Origin of the sequence: Paenibacillus sp. (genome assembly GCF_035645195.1) — a bacterium.
Classification (GTDB): Bacteria; Bacillota; Bacilli; order Paenibacillales; family YIM-B00363; genus Paenibacillus_AE.
This window is the reverse complement of the sequence record NZ_DASQNA010000039.1, coordinates 252500-269776: the sequence shown is the minus strand read 5'-3', so window position 1 is coordinate 269776 and position 17277 is coordinate 252500. Positions and strand designations below refer to the sequence as shown.

Genomic DNA, 17277 nt, shown 5'->3' with positions numbered 1-17277 from the left:
CGCAGCCCTTCGCGCCCTCGCCCCGGGCGTTTCGCCGCGGGCGATTACGCGCGCACGAGCAGCACGACCGCCTGCGCGGCGATGCCCTCTTCCCGGCCGGTGAAGCCGAGCTTCTCCGACGTCGTCGCCTTGACGTTCACCTGCTCCGGCTCCGCCTCTAGCGCCTTCGCGATGTTGCGAACCATCGCTTCGATATGCGGCGCCATCTTCGGCCGCTGCGCGATGACGGTGCAGTCCGCGTTGCCCAGCTTGTAGCCGCGCGCCTTCGCGAGGCTCCACACGTGCTCGAGCAGCTTGACGCTGTCCGCGTCCTTGAACGCCGGATCGGTGTCCGGGAAATGCTTGCCGATGTCGCCGAGCCCGAGCGCCCCGAGCACCGCGTCCGCCACGGCGTGCAGCAGCACGTCCGCGTCGGAATGCCCGAGCAGCCCTTTCTCGAACGGAATGTCCACGCCGCCGATGATGCATTTGCGCCCTTCCGCGAACGCGTGCACGTCGAAACCTTGTCCTACCCGAATCATCGTTTCTCCCCCGCCTTTCTCCGCCGCCGCAGAAGGGTTCGCACTCGCGCGCTCCCGCTCCCCCGGCGTCAAACCTTCCGCCTTCCGCTCCTCCAGCATCCGTTCCACGGCCCCGAGATCCTCCGGCGTCGTCACCTTGACGTTCCGGTAATCTCCTTCCGCGATGCGCACGCGCACGCCGAGCCGCTCCACGAGCATCGCGTCGTCCGTGCCGAGGAAGCCCTCCTCCGCCGCGCGGCGATGCGCCTCGAGCAGCAAATCAACGCGAAAAGCTTGTGGGGTCTGGACCGCCCACAAGCTGCTGCGCTCCGGCGTCCCGACGACGAATCCGCCGCGGTCGACCGCCTTGATCGTATCCTTCACCGGCACCCCGGGCACGGACGCCCCGGTGTCCGCCGCCGCCGCGAGGCTGCGGTCGATGACGTCCGGCGTCACGAGCGGACGCGCGCCGTCGTGCACGAGCACCCACGCCGCGTCCGGCCGCCGCGCGAGCAGCGCCTCGACGCCGCGCAGCACCGAATGCTGCCGCTCGGCGCCGCCCGCGACGACCGCGACGACCTTGCGCGCCCCGCATTCCGCGGCCAGCCGTTCGCCGAACGGTTCGTCGCCCGCGCCGACGACGAGCACGACCGCGTCGACCGACGCGGCCCGCTCGAACGCCTCCAGCGCATGCGCCACGATCGGCTTGCCGCCGACCGGTATGTATTGCTTGCTGACCGCCGCGTTCATCCGCTTGCCGACGCCCGCGGCGACGATAACGGCTCCCGTCGTCGCCATAACCTAACCCCTTACGTAACCTTCATTCCGTCTATGATACCACAAGCGACGGAACGATTTCGAGCGGGCCGGGCGATCCTGCCGTTCCGGCCGTCAGCCGTCCGGCGAACGCGGAGCCGCGAACCGCGCGTCGGAGACGTCCCGCCCTTACTGCGCCTTCTCCAGCAGCTTCGGCTTCGCGAAAATCATCCGTCCCGCCGACGTCTGCAGCACGCTCGTCACGAGCACCTCCAGGTGCATGCCGATGTAATCGCGCCCGCCTTCGACGACGATCATCGTGCCGTCGTCGAGGTAAGCGACGCCTTGGCCGTGCTCCTTGCCGTCCTTGATCACTTGAACCATGATTTCTTCGCCCGGCAGCACGACCGGCTTGACCGCGTTGGCGAGATCGTTGATGTTAAGCACCGACACGCCTTGCAGCTCGCACACCTTGTTCAAGTTAAAGTCGTTCGTCACCACTTTGCCCCGCAGCGCCTTCGCCAGCTTGACGAGCTTGCTGTCCACTTCGGATACGTCGTCGTAGTCCCCTTCGTAGATCAGCACCTTCACGTCGAGCTCCTTCTGAATTTTGTTCAGAATGTCCAGTCCGCGGCGCCCGCGGTTGCGCTTGAGCAAATCCGAGGAGTCCGCGATATGCTGCAGCTCCTCCAGCACGAATTCCGGAATGACCAGCGTGCCTTCCAGGAAGCCCGTCTTGCAAATGTCGGCGATGCGCCCGTCGATGATGACGCTCGTATCGAGGATTTTATGCTCCTCCACCCGCCTCGTATCCTCCGGCGGCTTCGCCGTCCGGAACCCGCCGATCCAGCCGGCGATCTCCTCCCGCTTCGCGAGCGCGTACCGCGCCCCGAGGACGCCGAGCCCGATCGACGCGAGCGCGGCCAGCCACGGCGCCAACGCGCCGAACGCCCGGAACGCGGGATACAGCAGCGCCGAAACGATCAAACCGACAATCAACCCGGCGACGCCCGCCGCCGCCTCCGCCGCCGGCATCGCCGACAGCCGCTCCTCCGCTTTCCGCAGCGCGATGCTCCCGAACCGGGTCGTCAGGGAATAGCCGTAATAGAAAAGAATAGCAAACGCGACTGCCATGCCGTAGCCTTGGCCTTCCACCGAGCCGAACGCGACGCCCGGAACGAAGTACCCTAAAAAGTCGTGCTGAAACGCATCCGAAATCCGATAGCCGACAAAGCCGCCGATCGCCGCCGCCGCATAACGGATCATGTTGTTCCGCATCACGTGCTCACCTCCTTCAAAGTGTCCTTACAAGTATGGTCCACTTTTTGGAAGGTTAATCCGGGAACACAAAAAAACCGCCCCGGCCGCGTACGGCATAGGACGGTCCCGATTCGGCCCGTTCGGTAAGTTCAATCTTGCTTCGGTTCGTTCGAATCCGCCCCGTCCCGCGAACGGCGCCCGCCGAACCGGAGCAGCTTCGTTTTCCGGCCGCGCCGCGCCAGCAGCGGACGCTGCCCCCGGACCGCGCGCACCCGCCGGCCGGCCGCCTTCGCGATCACCTCGACGTTCTTCCGGAGGCCGAACAGCGCGTACAGCAGCAGCGGAATGAAGAGCAGCTTGGACGCCCAGCCGGGATGAAGCACCGCGACCGACGCCGCGCCGATAATGATGAACGGCGTAATCCAGACGACCCGCTTGGAGAGGCCCAGCTGCTTAAAGTTCGGGTACTTGACCGTGCTGACCATCAAGAACGACAGCGCCAGCGAGGACAGCACCATCACCCAAATCGGGATGTCGTCCGCGAACAGCGCCAGCGTGCACAGCACCCCGCCCGCCGCCGGAATGGGCAGCCCGAGGAAGTAACCGGGCAAGCCGGCGCTGACGTTGTACCGGGCGAGCCGCAGCGCCCCGCAAATCGGGAACAGCGCCGTCACGATCCACCCGAGCGCCTCGTGCAGCCCTTGGAACGCCGCCACGTACATGACGAAGGCCGGCGCGACCCCGAACGAGATAACGTCGGACAGCGAATCGAGCTCCTTCCCGAATTCGCTCTGCGCGTTCAAGGCGCGGGCGACCCGGCCGTCCAGGCCGTCGAGCAGCATCGCGATGATGACCAGAATGGAGGCCATGTCGGAGCGCTCGTTGAACACCATGATGATGGCCAATATCCCTAAAAATAAATTCCCGACCGTGAACCAGTTCGGAAGTTGCTTCAAACCCATCGGCTACACACCTCTGCCCTATATGATACCCGAAATGCTCGCCGATACCGTTGCTCCCTAAATATGCCGGTCGACAAGCACCTGCTCCCGGATCCGCTTCAAACCGTCCTTGATCGTCCGGGCGCGCACCTCGCCGATGCCGTCCACTTCGTCGAGCTCCTCGATCGTCGCCGCCAATACCCGCGGCAGCTGCCCGAACTGCTCGACCAAATTGGCGATGATCAGCGTCGGCAGCCGAGGGATTTTGCTCAGCATCCGAAACCCGCGGGGCGACAAGGACTCCTCCATCATCGCGGTCGTGTTCGGGTAGCCGAGCATCCGCACGATATGGTAATCCTCCAGCAGCTCGTCGTCCGGCGCGCGCATGAGGTTCGCGAGCGCGTCGCGCAGCTTCTCCTCCGCCGGCTCTCGCATGTAATCTTTCAGCAGCAAATACGTTTCGTCCTCGACGCCGGTGACCAGCTCCTCGAGCTGCATCGAGATGAGCCGGCCTTCGTTGCCGAGCTCGTTAATGTACCGGTTGATTTCCGCTTTGATGCGCAGCACCATCTCGGCGCGCTGCAGGGCGTTGATCACGTCGTGAAGCGTCACCATTTCCTCGAATTCGGAAGCCGACAAATTCGTCAGCGCCTGCTCGAGCACCGCTTTATATTTCTCCAGCGTCTGAATGGCTTGGTTCGCCTTCGTCAGAATGACGCCCATATCCTTAAGCGCGTATCGCAGATGCCCCTGATACAAGGTGATCACGTTGCGGCGCTGCGAGATCGACACGACGAGCTTGCCCGTCTGCTTCGCGACGCGCTCCGCCGTCCGGTGCCGAATGCCGGTTTCCGACGACGAGATCGACGAGTCCGGGATCAGCTGCGTGTTGGCGAACAAAATGCGCTTTAAATCTTCGCTTAATATGATCGCGCCGTCCATCTTCGCCAGCTCGTACAAATAATTGGGCGAGAAATCGCAATTAATGGAAAACCCGCCGTCCACGAGATCCATTACTTCCGGCGAATAGCCGCAGACGATTAAACCGCCGGTTTTCGCGCGCAGCACGTTCTCGAGCCCTTCCCGGAACGGCGTGCCGGGCGCCACGAGCTGAAGCAGTCCGCTCATGATTTCTGGCGCGTGTTCTTCCTTGACCATGGGTACCCTCCTGACGATGCGGACGATCGATCGCACAAATCCTTACTAACTATTGTATATAAAAAACTCCCGAGTTTGCACTCGGATTTCATTTTTTATGCGCAAGCGCGAAATTCCGCGCCGCACGCGGCGGACCGCGGCGGTCACGGCAGCAAAATTTGCAGCGCCTCGGCGACCGTGCCGACGGGCACGACCTCGATGCCGCGCGGCGGCGTCCACTGCTTCAGGCTCTTCTCCGGCACGACGACGCGGCGGAAGCCGAGCTTGAGCGCCTCGTTGACGCGCTGGTCGAGCCGGGAGACGCCGCGCACTTCGCCGGTCAGGCCGACTTCGCCGAAGACGACGTCTTCGGGGCGCGTCGGCCGGTCGCGGAAGCTGGACGCGAGCGCGACGGCGATGCCGAGATCGGCGGCCGGCTCGTCCAGCTTGACGCCGCCGGCGACGTTCAGATACGCGTCGTGCGTCTGCATATGGAGGCCGACGCGCTTCTCCAGCACGGCGATGATAAGGTTGAGACGATTGTAATCGACGCCGGTCGCCATCCGCCGCGGCGACGGGAAGTTCGTCGCCGAGACGAGCGCTTGGAGCTCGACGAGCACCGGCCGCGTCCCTTCCATGGAGGCGACGACCGTCGAGCCGGCGACGCCGAGCGGCCGCTCGGACAGAAACAGCTCCGACGGATTTTTCACCTCGGTCAGGCCGTTCTCGATCATCTCGAAAATGCCGATTTCGTTCGTCGAGCCGAACCGGTTTTTCACCGCGCGCAGCATGCGGTACGTGTTGTGGCGCTCGCCCTCGAAGTAGAGCACCGTGTCCACCATGTGCTCGAGCAGCCGCGGGCCGGCGATCGCGCCCTCCTTCGTCACGTGGCCGACGAGAAGCGTCGCGACGCCGCGCTGCTTGGCGATGCGCATGAACAGGCTGGTGCATTCCCGCACCTGCGACACGCTGCCCGGCGCCGACGCGACGCCGGGCTGGTACATCGTCTGAATCGAGTCGACGATGAGCACGTCCGGGCGCACCTCGTCGAGCGCCTCGAAAATATAGTCCGTGTTCGTCTCGCTCAGCACGAACAGCGTCGGCGCCTCGGCGCCGAGCCGCTCGGCGCGCATCTTGATCTGCCGGGACGATTCCTCCCCCGTCGCGTACAGCACCCGCCGGCCTTCGCGGGCAAGCGCGTGCGACGTCTGCAGCAGCAGCGTCGACTTGCCGATGCCGGGATCGCCCCCGACGAGGATGAGCGAGCCCGGCACGAGGCCGCCGCCGAGCACGCGGTTCAGCTCCCCGCTGCCCGCGTCGATGCGCGGCTCCTGCGCGCTGACGATGTCGGCGATGCGCCGCGGGCGCTCCCGCGACGCCGACGCCCCGGGGATGGCCACCCCCGGCGTCTTGACGACGGTTTCGATTTCTTCCACGAATGTATTCCAAGCGTGGCAGCCCGGGCATTTGCCGAGCCACTTGGGCGATTCCGCCCCGCATTCCTGACAGACGAATTTCGTTTTGCTTTTAGCCATATCGCGTTCCTTCTCCGTTGTGCGTAGGACGCCGCGGCTTGGCGGCGAATCCTTTCTCTCTACTCTACCTCATTCGAGCCGCAGGCGGAATGCAAATCGCGCGAAAATCTCGGAAAAAACGAAAAACGCCCCCGATTCCGGGTGAGCACCGGACGCGAGGGGCGCGGTCATTTGCGCATGAGCAAGTAGAGAAAATACGGCGCGCCGATCAATGCCGCGATGATGCCCGCCGGCAGTCCGTCCGGATCGGCGAGGTTGCGTCCGATCGTATCCGCGAGCAGCAGCAGGAAGGCGCCGATCAGCAGCGACGCCGGCAGCAGGAGACGATGCCGGGGACCGACCAAGCCGCGCGCGATATGCGGCGCCATGAGGCCGACGAACGCGATGCCCCCCGTCACCGACACGGCGGCGGAAGCTAAGGCGACCGCCGCGAGCAGCAGCGAAGCGCGTTCCTTCCGGACGTCGACGCCGATGCCGACGGCCGACGGCTCGCTTAAGGCGAGCAGGTCGAGGCGGCGCGCTTTGTACAGCGCATACGGGACGAGCGCCAGCAGCCAAGGCGCGACCGCCGCCGCGTACAGCCAGTCCGCCCCCCAGACGCCGCCGGCCAGCCACTTGGCGATAAATTCGGCCTTCGCCCGCTCCGAAGCGGAGATGAGGACGACCATCAGCCCGGAAAGCGCCATGGAGAGCCCGACGCCCGACAGGACGAGCTTGACGGGATGGAGACCGTCCCGCCGCGTGTACGCGAAGGCGTATACGGCGGCGGCGGTCGACAGCCCGCCGGCGAAAGCGACGAGCGGGATCGCGAAGGCGAACGCGCGCGCGTCGATCGGGACGAATAAATAGAAGACGGCGATGGCCGCGCCCGCGCCGGCGTTGATGCCGAGAATGCCCGGGTCGGCGAGATCGTTGCGCGCGACGCCCTGCAGCAGCGCGCCGGACAGCGCGAGCGCCGCGCCGGCCAGGACGGTGATCGCGATGCGCGGCAGCCTGACGGAGAAGAGCACGAACTCTTCCTTGAACGTGCCGCGGCCGAGCAGCGTCGGCAGCAGCCGGTCGTACGACAAGGACGAGTAGCCGAGTCCCGCGCCGACGACCGCCGTTATGCCGATGAGCGCGAGCAGCGCGGCGAGGAGCAGGCGCTGCTTGCGGATCAGTTCGCGAGAGATCATGCGAACGCTCTCCCCCCTCTGCGGACGATGAAGAAGAAGAACGGCACGCCGAGGATGGCGACGACGGCCGCTACGGGCGTTTCGAACGGCGCGTGCACCGTGCGCGCGGCCGTGTCGGCGGCCGCCATCAGCGCCGCGCCGCCGATCGCCGACATCGGCAGGACGAGCCGATAATCGGTGCCGACGACGGCCCGGGCGAGATGCGGCACCATCAAGCCCGCGAAGGCGAGGCTGCCGGCGAGCGCCACGGAAGCGCCGGCGAGCAGCACGACGACCGCCGACAGCGCCGCTTTCACCCAGGCGGTGCGCTGGCCGAGACCGACCGCGACCTCTTCGCTAAGACTCAGGATCGTGAGCTGCTTAGAGAACAGCATCGCGGCGGCGAGTCCCGCGGCGATGGCGGGACCGACGACGGCGAGCTGGTCCCACGTCGCGCCGATGAAGCCGCCCGCCGTCCACATGGAGACGTTCTTCGAAATGCGGAACATCAGTCCGACGGCATCCGCCAAGGCGTATAGGAACGCAGAGACGGCCGCGCCGGCGAGCACGATGCGAACGGGCGAATACCCGCCTCGGCGCAGCGCGCCGACGCCGAACACCAGCAGGCTGCCGACGCCGGCGCCCGCGAAGCAGACGAGCATCAGCCCGAACGAGCCGGCCTGCGGCAGGAACGCGATAGCGAACGCAAGCGCCGCGTTCGCCCCGGCCGTCAAGCCGAGCAAGCCCGGGTCGGCCAGCGGATTGCGCGTCATGCCCTGCATGATCGCGCCCGCCGTCGCCAGCGCCGCGCCGACGACGAGAGCGGCGGCGACGCGCGGCATCCGGATGTCGCGGAGGATGGCGGCGTTCGCGCCCGCCTCGTGCGGGGCCGCGAGCGCCGCCCACACGTCGCGCAGTCCGATGTCCGCGGCGCCGGACAGCAGCGCCGTCAGCGTCGCGCAAGCGAGAAGGACGAGGCCCGAGATCCAGATTAGCGTGCGCTTGGCCATATCATTCTCCTAAAAACTTCGATTCGAAAAATGCCAACTGGAATTCCAACGTCAGCGGGTCGTTGAAATAAAATTCGCTGGCGTTGACCTCGAACGCGCGGCCGTTCTGCACGGCGGGGATCGTTCGGTACGTCTCCGTTTCCATGAAGGAATTGTCCGCCTGCGCGTATTTGCTGACGATCAAGTAGTCGCCGGCGAAGTCCGGCAGCGCCTCGAGGGAGAGCGCATACCAGCCCGCCGCCAGCGCCGCTTCCTTCACTTTCTCCGGCATGCCCAGTTTCATTTCTTGATACAAAATTTCGGTGCCGCGCCCCCAGTTGTCGCCGAACACGTACAGCTGCTTGTCGTAGCTTTCGATGACGGAGACGGTCGCGTCGGCCCCGATTTCGGCCTTGATTCGCTCCCCGGTGTGCTGCGCGCGCGCTTTGAAATCGTCGACCCACGCCTTCGCTTCGGCTTCCTTGTTCAGCAGCTTCCCGATTTCGAGATGCTGCGTCAAATAATCGACCTTCCCGTATGTATACGTCACCGTCGGCGCGATTTGGCTCAGCTTGTCGACGTTCTTAATGTTGGATAGACCGATAATGAGGTCGGGTTCCAGCTCGATGATTTTCTCCAAGCTTTCGTCGGACACTTCCTCCGCGTTCTTCAACCCTTCCGCGAATCTCGGATTGTTTTTCGACCAGCTGTCCGCGCCGACGACGTCGACGCCGAGCGCCATGACGTTGCCCGCGAACGACGACAGCACGACGACGCGCTGCGGATTCGCCGGCACCTCGACGGGGCCGTTCTCCGATTGGTACGTGATCGTGCCTCCGTCCGTCGCTTCGGCCGCCAGAGCGGCTCCTTCCGTATTCGCGCCTTCCGCGCCCGTCCCTTCGGCAGCCGCGGCGCCGGTCTCCTCCGCCGGCTGCCCTCCGCAGGCGCTAATGAACAGCGACAGCGCGAACAGCGGGATCCATAGTTTTCTCATCATGTTCCGTCTCTCCCTTGAGTAAATTGTAAGTGATCACCATCGGCGCGCCCGTGCGCGGATCGGCGCCGATGTCCGCATCGACGCGAAACACGTGCCTCAGCACGCTGCGCTGCATAATGTCGGCCGGCCGGCCCGCTTTGACGACAGTCCCGTCCTTCATCGCGATCATATAGTCGGAATACCGCGCCGCTTGATTCAAGTCGTGCAGCACCATGATGATCGTCCGCCGCTCTTCCTCGTTCAACCGCCGAAGCAGCTCCAGCACTTCCAGTTGATGCGCCATATCGAGGTACGTGGTCGGCTCGTCAAGGAAAATCATGTCGGTTTCTTGAGCCAACGCCATCGCGATCCACGCGCGCTGCCGCTGACCGCCGGACAGCGCGTCGACCGGCCGACTTTTAAGCTCGATCGTGCCGGTGGCGCGAAGCGCCTGATCGATAACCTCTATATCTCGTTTCGTCAGCCGGCCGAAGCCCTGCTGATGCGGGTGCCGTCCGTAGGATACAAGCTCGCCCACCGTCAGCCCGCTCGCAGCCTCCGGCGTCTGCGGCAATATCGCGAGCTTTCTCGCGAGCTGTTTCGTGTTTTCGGACGTAATGCTCTTCCCGTCCAGCACGATCGCGCCGGACTGGGGTTTCACGATGCGCGTCATCGCTTTGAGCAGCGTCGATTTTCCGCAGCCGTTCGGACCGACGATCGTCGTGACGCTGCGGTCGGGTATGCGCACGCTCAAATCTTTCACGATCAATCGATCGCCGTACCCGACGTTGATCGACTCGGTGTGCAGTCGGCTGAACATGCCCCCACCTCCACTCGTTTTATCCGATAATGAGAATCAGTCTCACTGTTAAAAAACTATAAATCGCCCTTTTTAATCTTGTCAAGATGTATTTTTCGTCTTGAAAAGGAAGGCAATCCCGGGTATGATTTACTGAGAATGATAATCATTAACGTCGTTTTTGGGGAGGCAAAGCGCGTTGGAGCGTGAGGATCTATATGACGTGACGATCGTCGGGGGCGGGCCTGCAGGCTTGTATTCCGCGTTCTACAGCGGCCTTCGGGGGATGAAGACGAAGCTGATCGAATACCAACCGCGGCTGGGCGGCAAAATTCACATTTATCCCGAGAAAATGATTTGGGACGTCGGCGGCTTGACGCCGACCCCTGGCGCGAAGCTGATCGAGCAGCTCGTCGCGCAGGGGCTGACGTTCGACCCGACGGTCGTCTTGAACGAACGCGTCGTCTCGATGTCGCGCGACGATCGCGGGCGATTCGTCCTGCGCGCAGCCTCTGGCGCCGTCCACTGGTCCAAAACGGTCATCGTCGCGATCGGCAGCGGCATCCTAAACCCGCAAAAGCTCGATATCGAAGGAGCCGAACGGTTCGAGGTGTCGAATTTGCACTACACGGTGAAATCGCTGAAGCAGTTTAAGGGGAAGCGCGTCATCGTTTCGGGGGGCGGAAACACGGCGGTGGATTGGGCCAACGAGCTGCTGCCCGTGGCGAAGCAAGTGTATGTGACGCATCGGAAGGAGGCGCTGTCCGGGCACGAAGCTCAGGTGGCGCAGCTGTTGAACAGCTCGGCGGTCTGCTATTTTCACACGTCGATCACGAAGCTGATCGCGAACGCGAATCATGACGCGATCGAGCGCGTGGAGCTGACGAACCGCCTCACCGGGGAGACGACGCTCCTCGATGTGGACGAGGTCGTCATCAACCACGGCTACGAGCGGGACGCGTCGCTGCTCGACAACAGCGACTTAAACGTCGCGCGCGCCGACGGCTATTATATCGACGGCAGCGCGCGCGGCGAATCGTCCGTGCCGGGGCTGTTCGCCGCCGGCGACATTCTGGCGCATCCCGGCAAGGTGCATTTGATCGCAGGCGCGTTCCAGGATGCAGCGAACGCCGTCAATCAGGCGAAGCTGTTCATCGAGCCGGACGCGCCCAAGGCGGGCATGGTGTCGTCCCATAACGAGGCGTTCAAGGAGCGCAACCGTCAGCTGGTGCGCCAGTGGATCGGTTAGCTTCGAGCCTGCGGCATCCAGATGCGATAGCGGCCGCTTAACGCCAGCATCGCGAAGAAATACAAGCAATTATCGTAGTATCGCCGATCGCCCTGCCGAAGAGGCGTGTTCCAGAGCCGCTCGACGCAGGAGCGCGCGTGCGGGCTGTCCGCCGCGAGCGACGCCATCGCGTTCGTCGCGAGCAGCCCGACCGGATGAAGAGCAGGCTCGTCGAACGGCTCGCCCGCGATCGTGTAGCGGCGGTAATCCGCCGGCTCCTTGTCCGCGAAGAACGCCTGAATCCGATTGACGATGGCGCGGAGCCGCTCGTCGATGCCGAACCACTCGGCGTCGAGCCCGATGTTGGCCGCGACGCGGTACGAATCGCTGAAGAAATGGCCGTACCCGCGTTCGTCGTTCGGCCGGCCGTCGTAATGCGCGTACTCCGGAGCGAGGCCCGTAACGGGGTGGCAGGCGATCGTCAAATAGTCCCGGCTCGCCGCCGCCGCTTCCTTCCAGAACTTGCGGTCGTCCGGATCGGCCCACAGCGCGAACAACTCGTAGAAGTGCGGCAGATGATACGAAGGATCCGAAAAATCGCAGTTCGGAATAAACTTGATCAGCTTGTTGCCCGGGTCCCACATCGGCTGTCCGACGCCGTCCTCGCCCTTATGCAGGCAGGTGCGCAAGAGCTCGCGCGCCTGCGCGCCGTAATCGAACGGCGGCTCCCGATCCCCCCAGCGATGCGAAGCGAAGAAGAGCGCCATCGCGAAATATTCTTCGCCGTCCGGCGCCGGGCCGTTCGAGTTGCGCCGCCCGTCGGGGAGACAGGACCAGGCGAAATAGCCGGCGTTCTCCCCTTCCGTCATGTACATATACGTGCGGGTCCATTTCCAAATGCGGTCGAAGACGTCCCGTCGGTCCATCTGCACGGCCATCATCATGCCGTACGACATCCCTTCCGTGCGCACGTCCAAATTGCCCGTGTCGAGCAGGTAGCCCATATCGTCGCCCGCCGGATAGTAGATGCGCGTATGCTCGTTTCCCTCGAACAACCCTTCCCAAGCCTCTTGAAGCCGCGCATCGATCTCTTCCTCGGCGTACCCGAGCTCCGCAAACACGTTTCGATACATTCCCTTGGCCAACGCTCCTTCTCGCATAGCCGTCCTCCTCACCGCGATGCTCCCCCCGCGCCCGAACCGCGCTTCGCCGCCTCCGCCAACGCGGCGACCCGTTCGAACGACCGCTTCGGCCGATGCCGCGCATCGAACAGGAGCGGCCAGTTCGTCCGCCCGCGCACCGGGAAATCGTGCAGCCACGTGTAATCGTCCGCAGCGCCCCAGAACGTAACCGAATCGATCGCCTCGCGGTACTCGAGGAAGACGCGGAAGAACGATTCATACCGCTCCTCCTGCAAGGCGAGCATGTCGTCCGTCGGTTCGGCGAGGTCCGTACGGCGGTCGTCGAACGCGAACATCGAGACGTCCATCTCCGTGATGTGCAGCCGGAGGCCGAGCGACGCATACCGCTCGATCGCCCGGCGAATGTCGTCCAGCGGCGGATCGTACAAATTCCAATGCGCCTGCAGCCCGACGCCGTGAATCGGCGTTCCCGCTTCCACGAGCGACTTCACGAGCGCGTAGATGCGCTCCCGCTTCGCCGGGTGCGATTCGTTATAGTCGTTGTAAAACAACAACGCCTTCGGGTCGGCCTCATGGGCGAATTCGAACGCCTTCGCGATATACGACGGGCCGACGACGTCGAGCCATTTGGTCGCGCGAAGCGCATCCTGCCCCGCGTCGTCCACCGCCTCGTTCACGACGTCCCAGCAATACACGTCCCCGGCAAATCTTTTGACGACCGTTCGGATGTGCGACCGCAGGCGGGCGAGCGCCGCCTCTTTGGCCGCCTTGCCGCCGCGGCCGTCCTCGAAAAACCAATCCGGCGTCTGGTTGTGCCACACGAGCGTGTGCCCGCGCATGCGCAGCCCGTTCGCCCGGGCGAACGCAACGATCGCGTCCGCCTCCTCGAACGTGTATCGCTCTTCCTCCGGATGGACGCGCTCCGGCTTCATTTCGTTCTCCGCCGTAATGCTGTTATATTGGGCGGCGATCAGCTCGCCCGCCGAGCGAATCGTCCTCGCGTTCACCGCCGCCCCGATGTCGAAGAAGCCTCGGTACGCCTCCCGCAGCGTTTGGTTCATGCCTATCGCTCCTCTCCGATTATCCTTTGACGCCGCCGACCATCATGCCTTTGACGAAATATTTTTGCAGGAACGGATATACCAGAATGATCGGGACCGAGGCGACGATCGTCATCGTCGCGCGCACGGCGACCGGCGTGACGGCGTTGGCCAATTGGTTGTCCGCGTTCGCGAACGCGTCGATCGCCGATTTGGCCGACATCGACGAATTCGAGTTTTGCAGTATTTTCTGCAGCTCGTACTGCAGCGTGCTCCACTCTGGATACGACGAGTTAAACAGGAAGACGTCGAACCAGGAGTTCCATTGGTACACCGCCGTAAACAACGCGACGGTCGCGAGCACGGGCACGCACAGCGGCAGCACGATGTAGACGAAGTTCGTGAACTCCCCCGCGCCGTCGATCCGGGCGGATTCCAAGATGCTCTCCGGCAGCCCGTCGATCGCGGACCGGATAATGATGAGATTGAACACCCCGACGAGTCCCGGAATGACGTACACCCAGAACGTCCCGATCATGCCGAGCTCGCGGATGAGCAAGAAGTTCGGAATCAAACCTCCGTCGAAATACATCGTCATGATGAAGGCGATCGTCACGAATTTGCGCAGCACGTATTCCGGGCGGCTGATCGTGTACGCGACCATGGCCGAGCAGAAGACGGTCAGCACCGTGCCTAGAATCGTGCGCAGCGCCGAGATCATCGTGGAGTGCAGGACGGCGGCGTCGCGGAACACGTAAATGTAGTTGTTCCATGTAAATTCCCGCGGCCACAAATGGATGCCGCCCCGCACCGTGTCGCTCGCCTGGTTGAGCGAAATCGCGATCGTGTTCACGAACGGGTACAACGTTACGATCATCAGCAGCACTAGCAGCGTGTAATTGACGGCGTCGAACACCCGGTCCTCCAGCGATTGATGCCGCCGGTACGATTTGCGCTTCTGCGGCTTCGGCGGAACCGCGGTCGTTTGCATGCCGATCCCTCCTTCAGAACAATCTGGATTCGCCCATCCGCTTCGCGAGATGGTTGGCCGAGAACACGAGCGCGAAGCTGACGACGGTCTTGAAGATGCCCGCGGCCACGCCGAGCGAGAAGTTGCCTTGCGCGATGCCGTATTTCAAAACGAAGATATCGATCACTTCGGAATATTCGACGTTCATGCCGTTGCCGAGCAAATATTGCGGCTCGAAGCCGGCTTGCAGCAAGTAGCCGATCTGCATAATGAGCAGCACGATGACCACGGGCTTGATGCCTGGCAGCGTCACGTACCACATCCGTTGGAACCGCCCCGCCCCGTCGATCTCCGCCGCTTCGTACTGCGCCGGGTCGATCATCGTCATCGCCGCCAGGTACACGATCGTGTTCCATCCGACGTCCTTCCATACCGAGGCGGCGCCGAAAATGCCCCAGAAATATTCGCCGACGCCGAGGAACAAAATTTCGTTCCCTTTCTCCACGAAGCCTAACGCGACCAACAATTGATTGATGATGCCGTCGGGCGAAAGCGTCTGCTGCACGATGCTGGCGGCCACGACCCAAGACAAGAAGTGCGGCAAATAGCTGACCGTCTGCGTGACGCGTTTGAACACGACGCTGCGCACCTCGTTCAGCATAAGCGCGAGCGTAATCGCCGTCGTAAACCCGAGCACGAGGTTGATCGCGCTCATTGCGATCGTGTTGCGGAGGACGGTCAGGAAATTGTCGTCCGAGAACAAAAACCGAAAGTGCTGGAACCCGACCCACTGCTGGTCGAAGAAGCCTTTGGCCGGCCGATACTTCTGGAAAGCGATCGTCCAGCCCCACAGCGGCAAATATTTAAACACGAACAGCCATACGAGGAACGGAACCGACATCAGCACGAGCGTTCGCTGCTGCGCCAGCTTCCGGAAAAACCCCGCCGGTTTCCCCGGGACCGCGGGCGGCGGCGACGCGAGAGGCGCGTTCTCCATCCATTTCTCTCTCCTTCCGCCAGAACCGGGCGAAAAGGCCGGCCGCTGCGCGCGTAGCGTGCCCCCGGCCGGCCTCTCGTCACCGATGCGCTTATTTTTTGTTGAGCTCGATCAGCTTGCGGATCTCTTCCGTCATCCACTTCTCGTAGGCTGCCGTATCGAGCTTGCCCATTTCGTTCGTGTATTCGGTCCAGACCGCCTCGAAGTCGTTCGGATTGGACAGCACCAGCTTCGGGAAATATTTTTTCGTCAGCTCTTCCTTCTTCGTTTCCCAAATTTGCTGCGGGGAGCCCTGCTCTTTCGGAATCGCCCATGCCGGGTACCACGGCCGCTCGTCCGGCGGAGCGAACAGCTCGGAATACGTTTTGACGCCGTATTTTTCGAGGAACTTTTTATCCGCGTCCGTAAGGCTCATCTGGAATACTTCCGGCTGCACGCCCGGCTGCACGGCGTTGCCGTCCGACAACGACGAACCGTTGCCCCATTGCGGCCAGTTCCAGGAATAATATTTGAAGCCGAACGTTTCGTTGAACGACTCGTCGATTTTGGCGATTTGCTCCGCCGTGCGGTACATGCGTCCGTTCGCGTCCACCTCGTACGTTTCGCCTTTGATGCCCCAGCTGCGCAAAATTTGATTTTCTTCCTTGAGCAAGTTGTCGAAGTATTGGATGATGCGCACCGGATCTTCGGCGCTGACCGTAATGCCGATGCCGCGGTTTTTCACGAAGCCCGGCGGATCGAGATACTGGTCCTTCCGGCCGTCGAATGTGACCGGCAGCGGGAAGTAACGGAATCCGTCCTTCGACGGATCGGCCTTCGCGGCGTCCGCCAGCACCATCGACGCGTTCTGCGTTTGCCAGCCGTAGTCGAAATACCCGAGCACTTTCCCCGACGTCAGCTTCGCCAAGTATTGGTCATAGTTGTCTACGAATGAGGACTTGTCGAACATGCCCTTCGCGTTGATTTCGTTCAGCTTCTGCAGCCACCGCTTCGTCGAGTCCGATGCCGCGTACGTCTTCGCTTCGAACGTGTTCATATCGACGATGACGTTGCCGTCGTTCGGATACCCTTCGAGGTGCATCGGCGGGTTCGTCGTCGCGAAGAAGCGCCAGTCGTGCGTCAGCGCCACGAAGCCGGTCAAATCCTCTTCCGGATGCTTCGCGATGTAGTCTTCAATCAGCTTGAAGTAATCGTCGAGCTTCGTGATTTTCGGGAAACCCGCTTCCTCGAGAACGCGGCGCTGCACCCAGAACGCCCCCTGCATAATGGACGGATCCGGGATGAACTCGTTCACGACGTTCGAGAACGGGAGGAAGTAGATGTTGCCGTCCGGCGCTTTCATCTGTTCCATATACGGGCCGTACACTTTCTGAATGTTCGGGCCATGCTCCTCGATCAGATCGTTCAGCGGGATGAACCCGCCCGCATCGATGACTTTGTCGATCGCCGCGTCCGGAATGAGCACGTCCGGGTAGTCGTTGGATGCGATCATCGTGCCGATTTTCGTATTGAGGTCGCCGACCAAATGCTCGATTTTAAAGTTGACGCCGGTTTGGTCCTCGAGCATTTTCCCGATCGTCGTTTCGTTCGTGTTAATGTCCCTGGCCGCCGCGGCCGCGTTGAAGTAGGTGAACGTCACTTTCTCCTTCGCCGCCGGCTGCTCGGCCGCCGTCTCGGTGCCGGTCGTGCCGGCGTTGTCGTTGTTCGCAGGTTGTTCGTTCGCGGCGCCGCCCCCGCCCGAACAGCCGATCACCGCGGACAGCATCGCGGCGGAAGCCGCCCCGATCCACCACTTTCTGGAGTTCATGATGCGATAACCCCTTTCGGAAACATATTGTTGTAAGCACTTTCGT

The 17277-nt window shown here is 62.9% G+C and carries 15 protein-coding genes and 1 pseudogene; 1 reads left to right on the top strand and 15 read right to left on the bottom strand.

From position 1 onward, the window contains the following. Window positions 1-44: 44 nt before the first annotated feature. From ispF to VE009_RS21660, 10 genes and pseudogenes are all read right to left on the bottom strand, one after another. Entirely contained in the window at window positions 45-521 is a 477-nt protein-coding gene (gene ispF / locus VE009_RS21705) for a 2-C-methyl-D-erythritol 2,4-cyclodiphosphate synthase (RefSeq protein ID WP_325011474.1), read from the bottom strand. A 102-nt stretch (window positions 522-623) separates the two neighbouring features. Continuing rightward, window positions 624-1298: pseudogene (ispD, locus tag VE009_RS21700) on the bottom strand (2-C-methyl-D-erythritol 4-phosphate cytidylyltransferase); the annotation flags it as partial. A gap of 147 nt (window positions 1299-1445) precedes the next feature. Next, window positions 1446-2534 (bottom strand): PIN/TRAM domain-containing protein, encoded by a 1089-nt coding sequence (locus VE009_RS21695; RefSeq protein ID WP_325011473.1) that lies wholly within the window; start codon window positions 2532-2534, stop codon window positions 1446-1448. A 131-nt stretch (window positions 2535-2665) separates the two neighbouring features. Continuing rightward, window positions 2666-3478: a CDP-diacylglycerol--serine O-phosphatidyltransferase gene (gene pssA / locus VE009_RS21690; protein ID WP_325011321.1), complete on the bottom strand. Its 813-nt coding sequence runs from the start codon at window positions 3476-3478 to the stop codon at window positions 2666-2668. Window positions 3479-3535: 57 nt separating this feature from the next. Continuing rightward, a complete protein-coding gene (disA, locus tag VE009_RS21685) occupies window positions 3536-4615 on the bottom strand; it encodes a DNA integrity scanning diadenylate cyclase DisA (RefSeq protein ID WP_325011319.1) in 1080 nt (359 codons plus the stop codon). A 143-nt stretch (window positions 4616-4758) separates the two neighbouring features. After that, window positions 4759-6129 (bottom strand): DNA repair protein RadA, encoded by a 1371-nt coding sequence (gene radA / locus VE009_RS21680; protein WP_325011317.1) that lies wholly within the window; start codon window positions 6127-6129, stop codon window positions 4759-4761. 167 nt (window positions 6130-6296) lie between these two features. Next, entirely contained in the window at window positions 6297-7304 is a 1008-nt protein-coding gene (locus tag VE009_RS21675) for an iron ABC transporter permease (protein WP_325011315.1), read from the bottom strand. Beyond that, the gene (locus VE009_RS21670) at window positions 7301-8293 is read right to left on the bottom strand and encodes an iron ABC transporter permease (RefSeq protein ID WP_325011313.1); all 993 of its coding nucleotides are present in this window, start codon (window positions 8291-8293) and stop codon (window positions 7301-7303) included. Before VE009_RS21670 ends, VE009_RS21675 begins: the two co-directional genes overlap by 4 nt. 1 nt (window position 8294) lies before the next feature. After that, the gene (locus VE009_RS21665; RefSeq protein WP_325011472.1) at window positions 8295-9266 is read right to left on the bottom strand and encodes an iron-hydroxamate ABC transporter substrate-binding protein; all 972 of its coding nucleotides are present in this window, start codon (window positions 9264-9266) and stop codon (window positions 8295-8297) included. Next, window positions 9220-10068, bottom strand: coding sequence for an ABC transporter ATP-binding protein (locus VE009_RS21660; protein WP_325011311.1), 849 nt, complete (start codon window positions 10066-10068; stop codon window positions 9220-9222). Before VE009_RS21660 ends, VE009_RS21665 begins: the two co-directional genes overlap by 47 nt. Before the next feature lie 178 nt (window positions 10069-10246). On the opposite strand from VE009_RS21660, the gene VE009_RS21655 reads away from it, so the two are divergent. After that, window positions 10247-11296 (top strand): NAD(P)/FAD-dependent oxidoreductase, encoded by a 1050-nt coding sequence (locus tag VE009_RS21655; protein WP_325011309.1) that lies wholly within the window; start codon window positions 10247-10249, stop codon window positions 11294-11296. On the opposite strand, the gene VE009_RS21650 is transcribed toward VE009_RS21655, so the two are convergent. From VE009_RS21650 to VE009_RS21630, 5 genes are all read right to left on the bottom strand, one after another. Further along, entirely contained in the window at window positions 11293-12435 is a 1143-nt protein-coding gene (locus tag VE009_RS21650; protein WP_325011307.1) for a glycosyl hydrolase family 8, read from the bottom strand. The genes VE009_RS21655 and VE009_RS21650 overlap by 4 nt on opposite strands. Before the next feature lie 11 nt (window positions 12436-12446). After that, complete coding sequence (locus tag VE009_RS21645; protein WP_325011305.1) at window positions 12447-13478, bottom strand: endo-1,4-beta-xylanase; 1032 nt, start codon at window positions 13476-13478, stop codon at window positions 12447-12449. A gap of 19 nt (window positions 13479-13497) precedes the next feature. Beyond that, complete coding sequence (locus VE009_RS21640) at window positions 13498-14448, bottom strand: carbohydrate ABC transporter permease (RefSeq protein WP_325011303.1); 951 nt, start codon at window positions 14446-14448, stop codon at window positions 13498-13500. Between the two features lie 13 nt (window positions 14449-14461). Further along, the gene (locus tag VE009_RS21635) at window positions 14462-15424 is read right to left on the bottom strand and encodes an ABC transporter permease (RefSeq protein ID WP_325011301.1); all 963 of its coding nucleotides are present in this window, start codon (window positions 15422-15424) and stop codon (window positions 14462-14464) included. A gap of 91 nt (window positions 15425-15515) precedes the next feature. Next, window positions 15516-17231, bottom strand: a complete 1716-nt coding sequence (locus tag VE009_RS21630) for an ABC transporter substrate-binding protein (RefSeq protein ID WP_325011299.1) — start codon at window positions 17229-17231, stop codon at window positions 15516-15518. Window positions 17232-17277 lie beyond the last annotated feature (46 nt).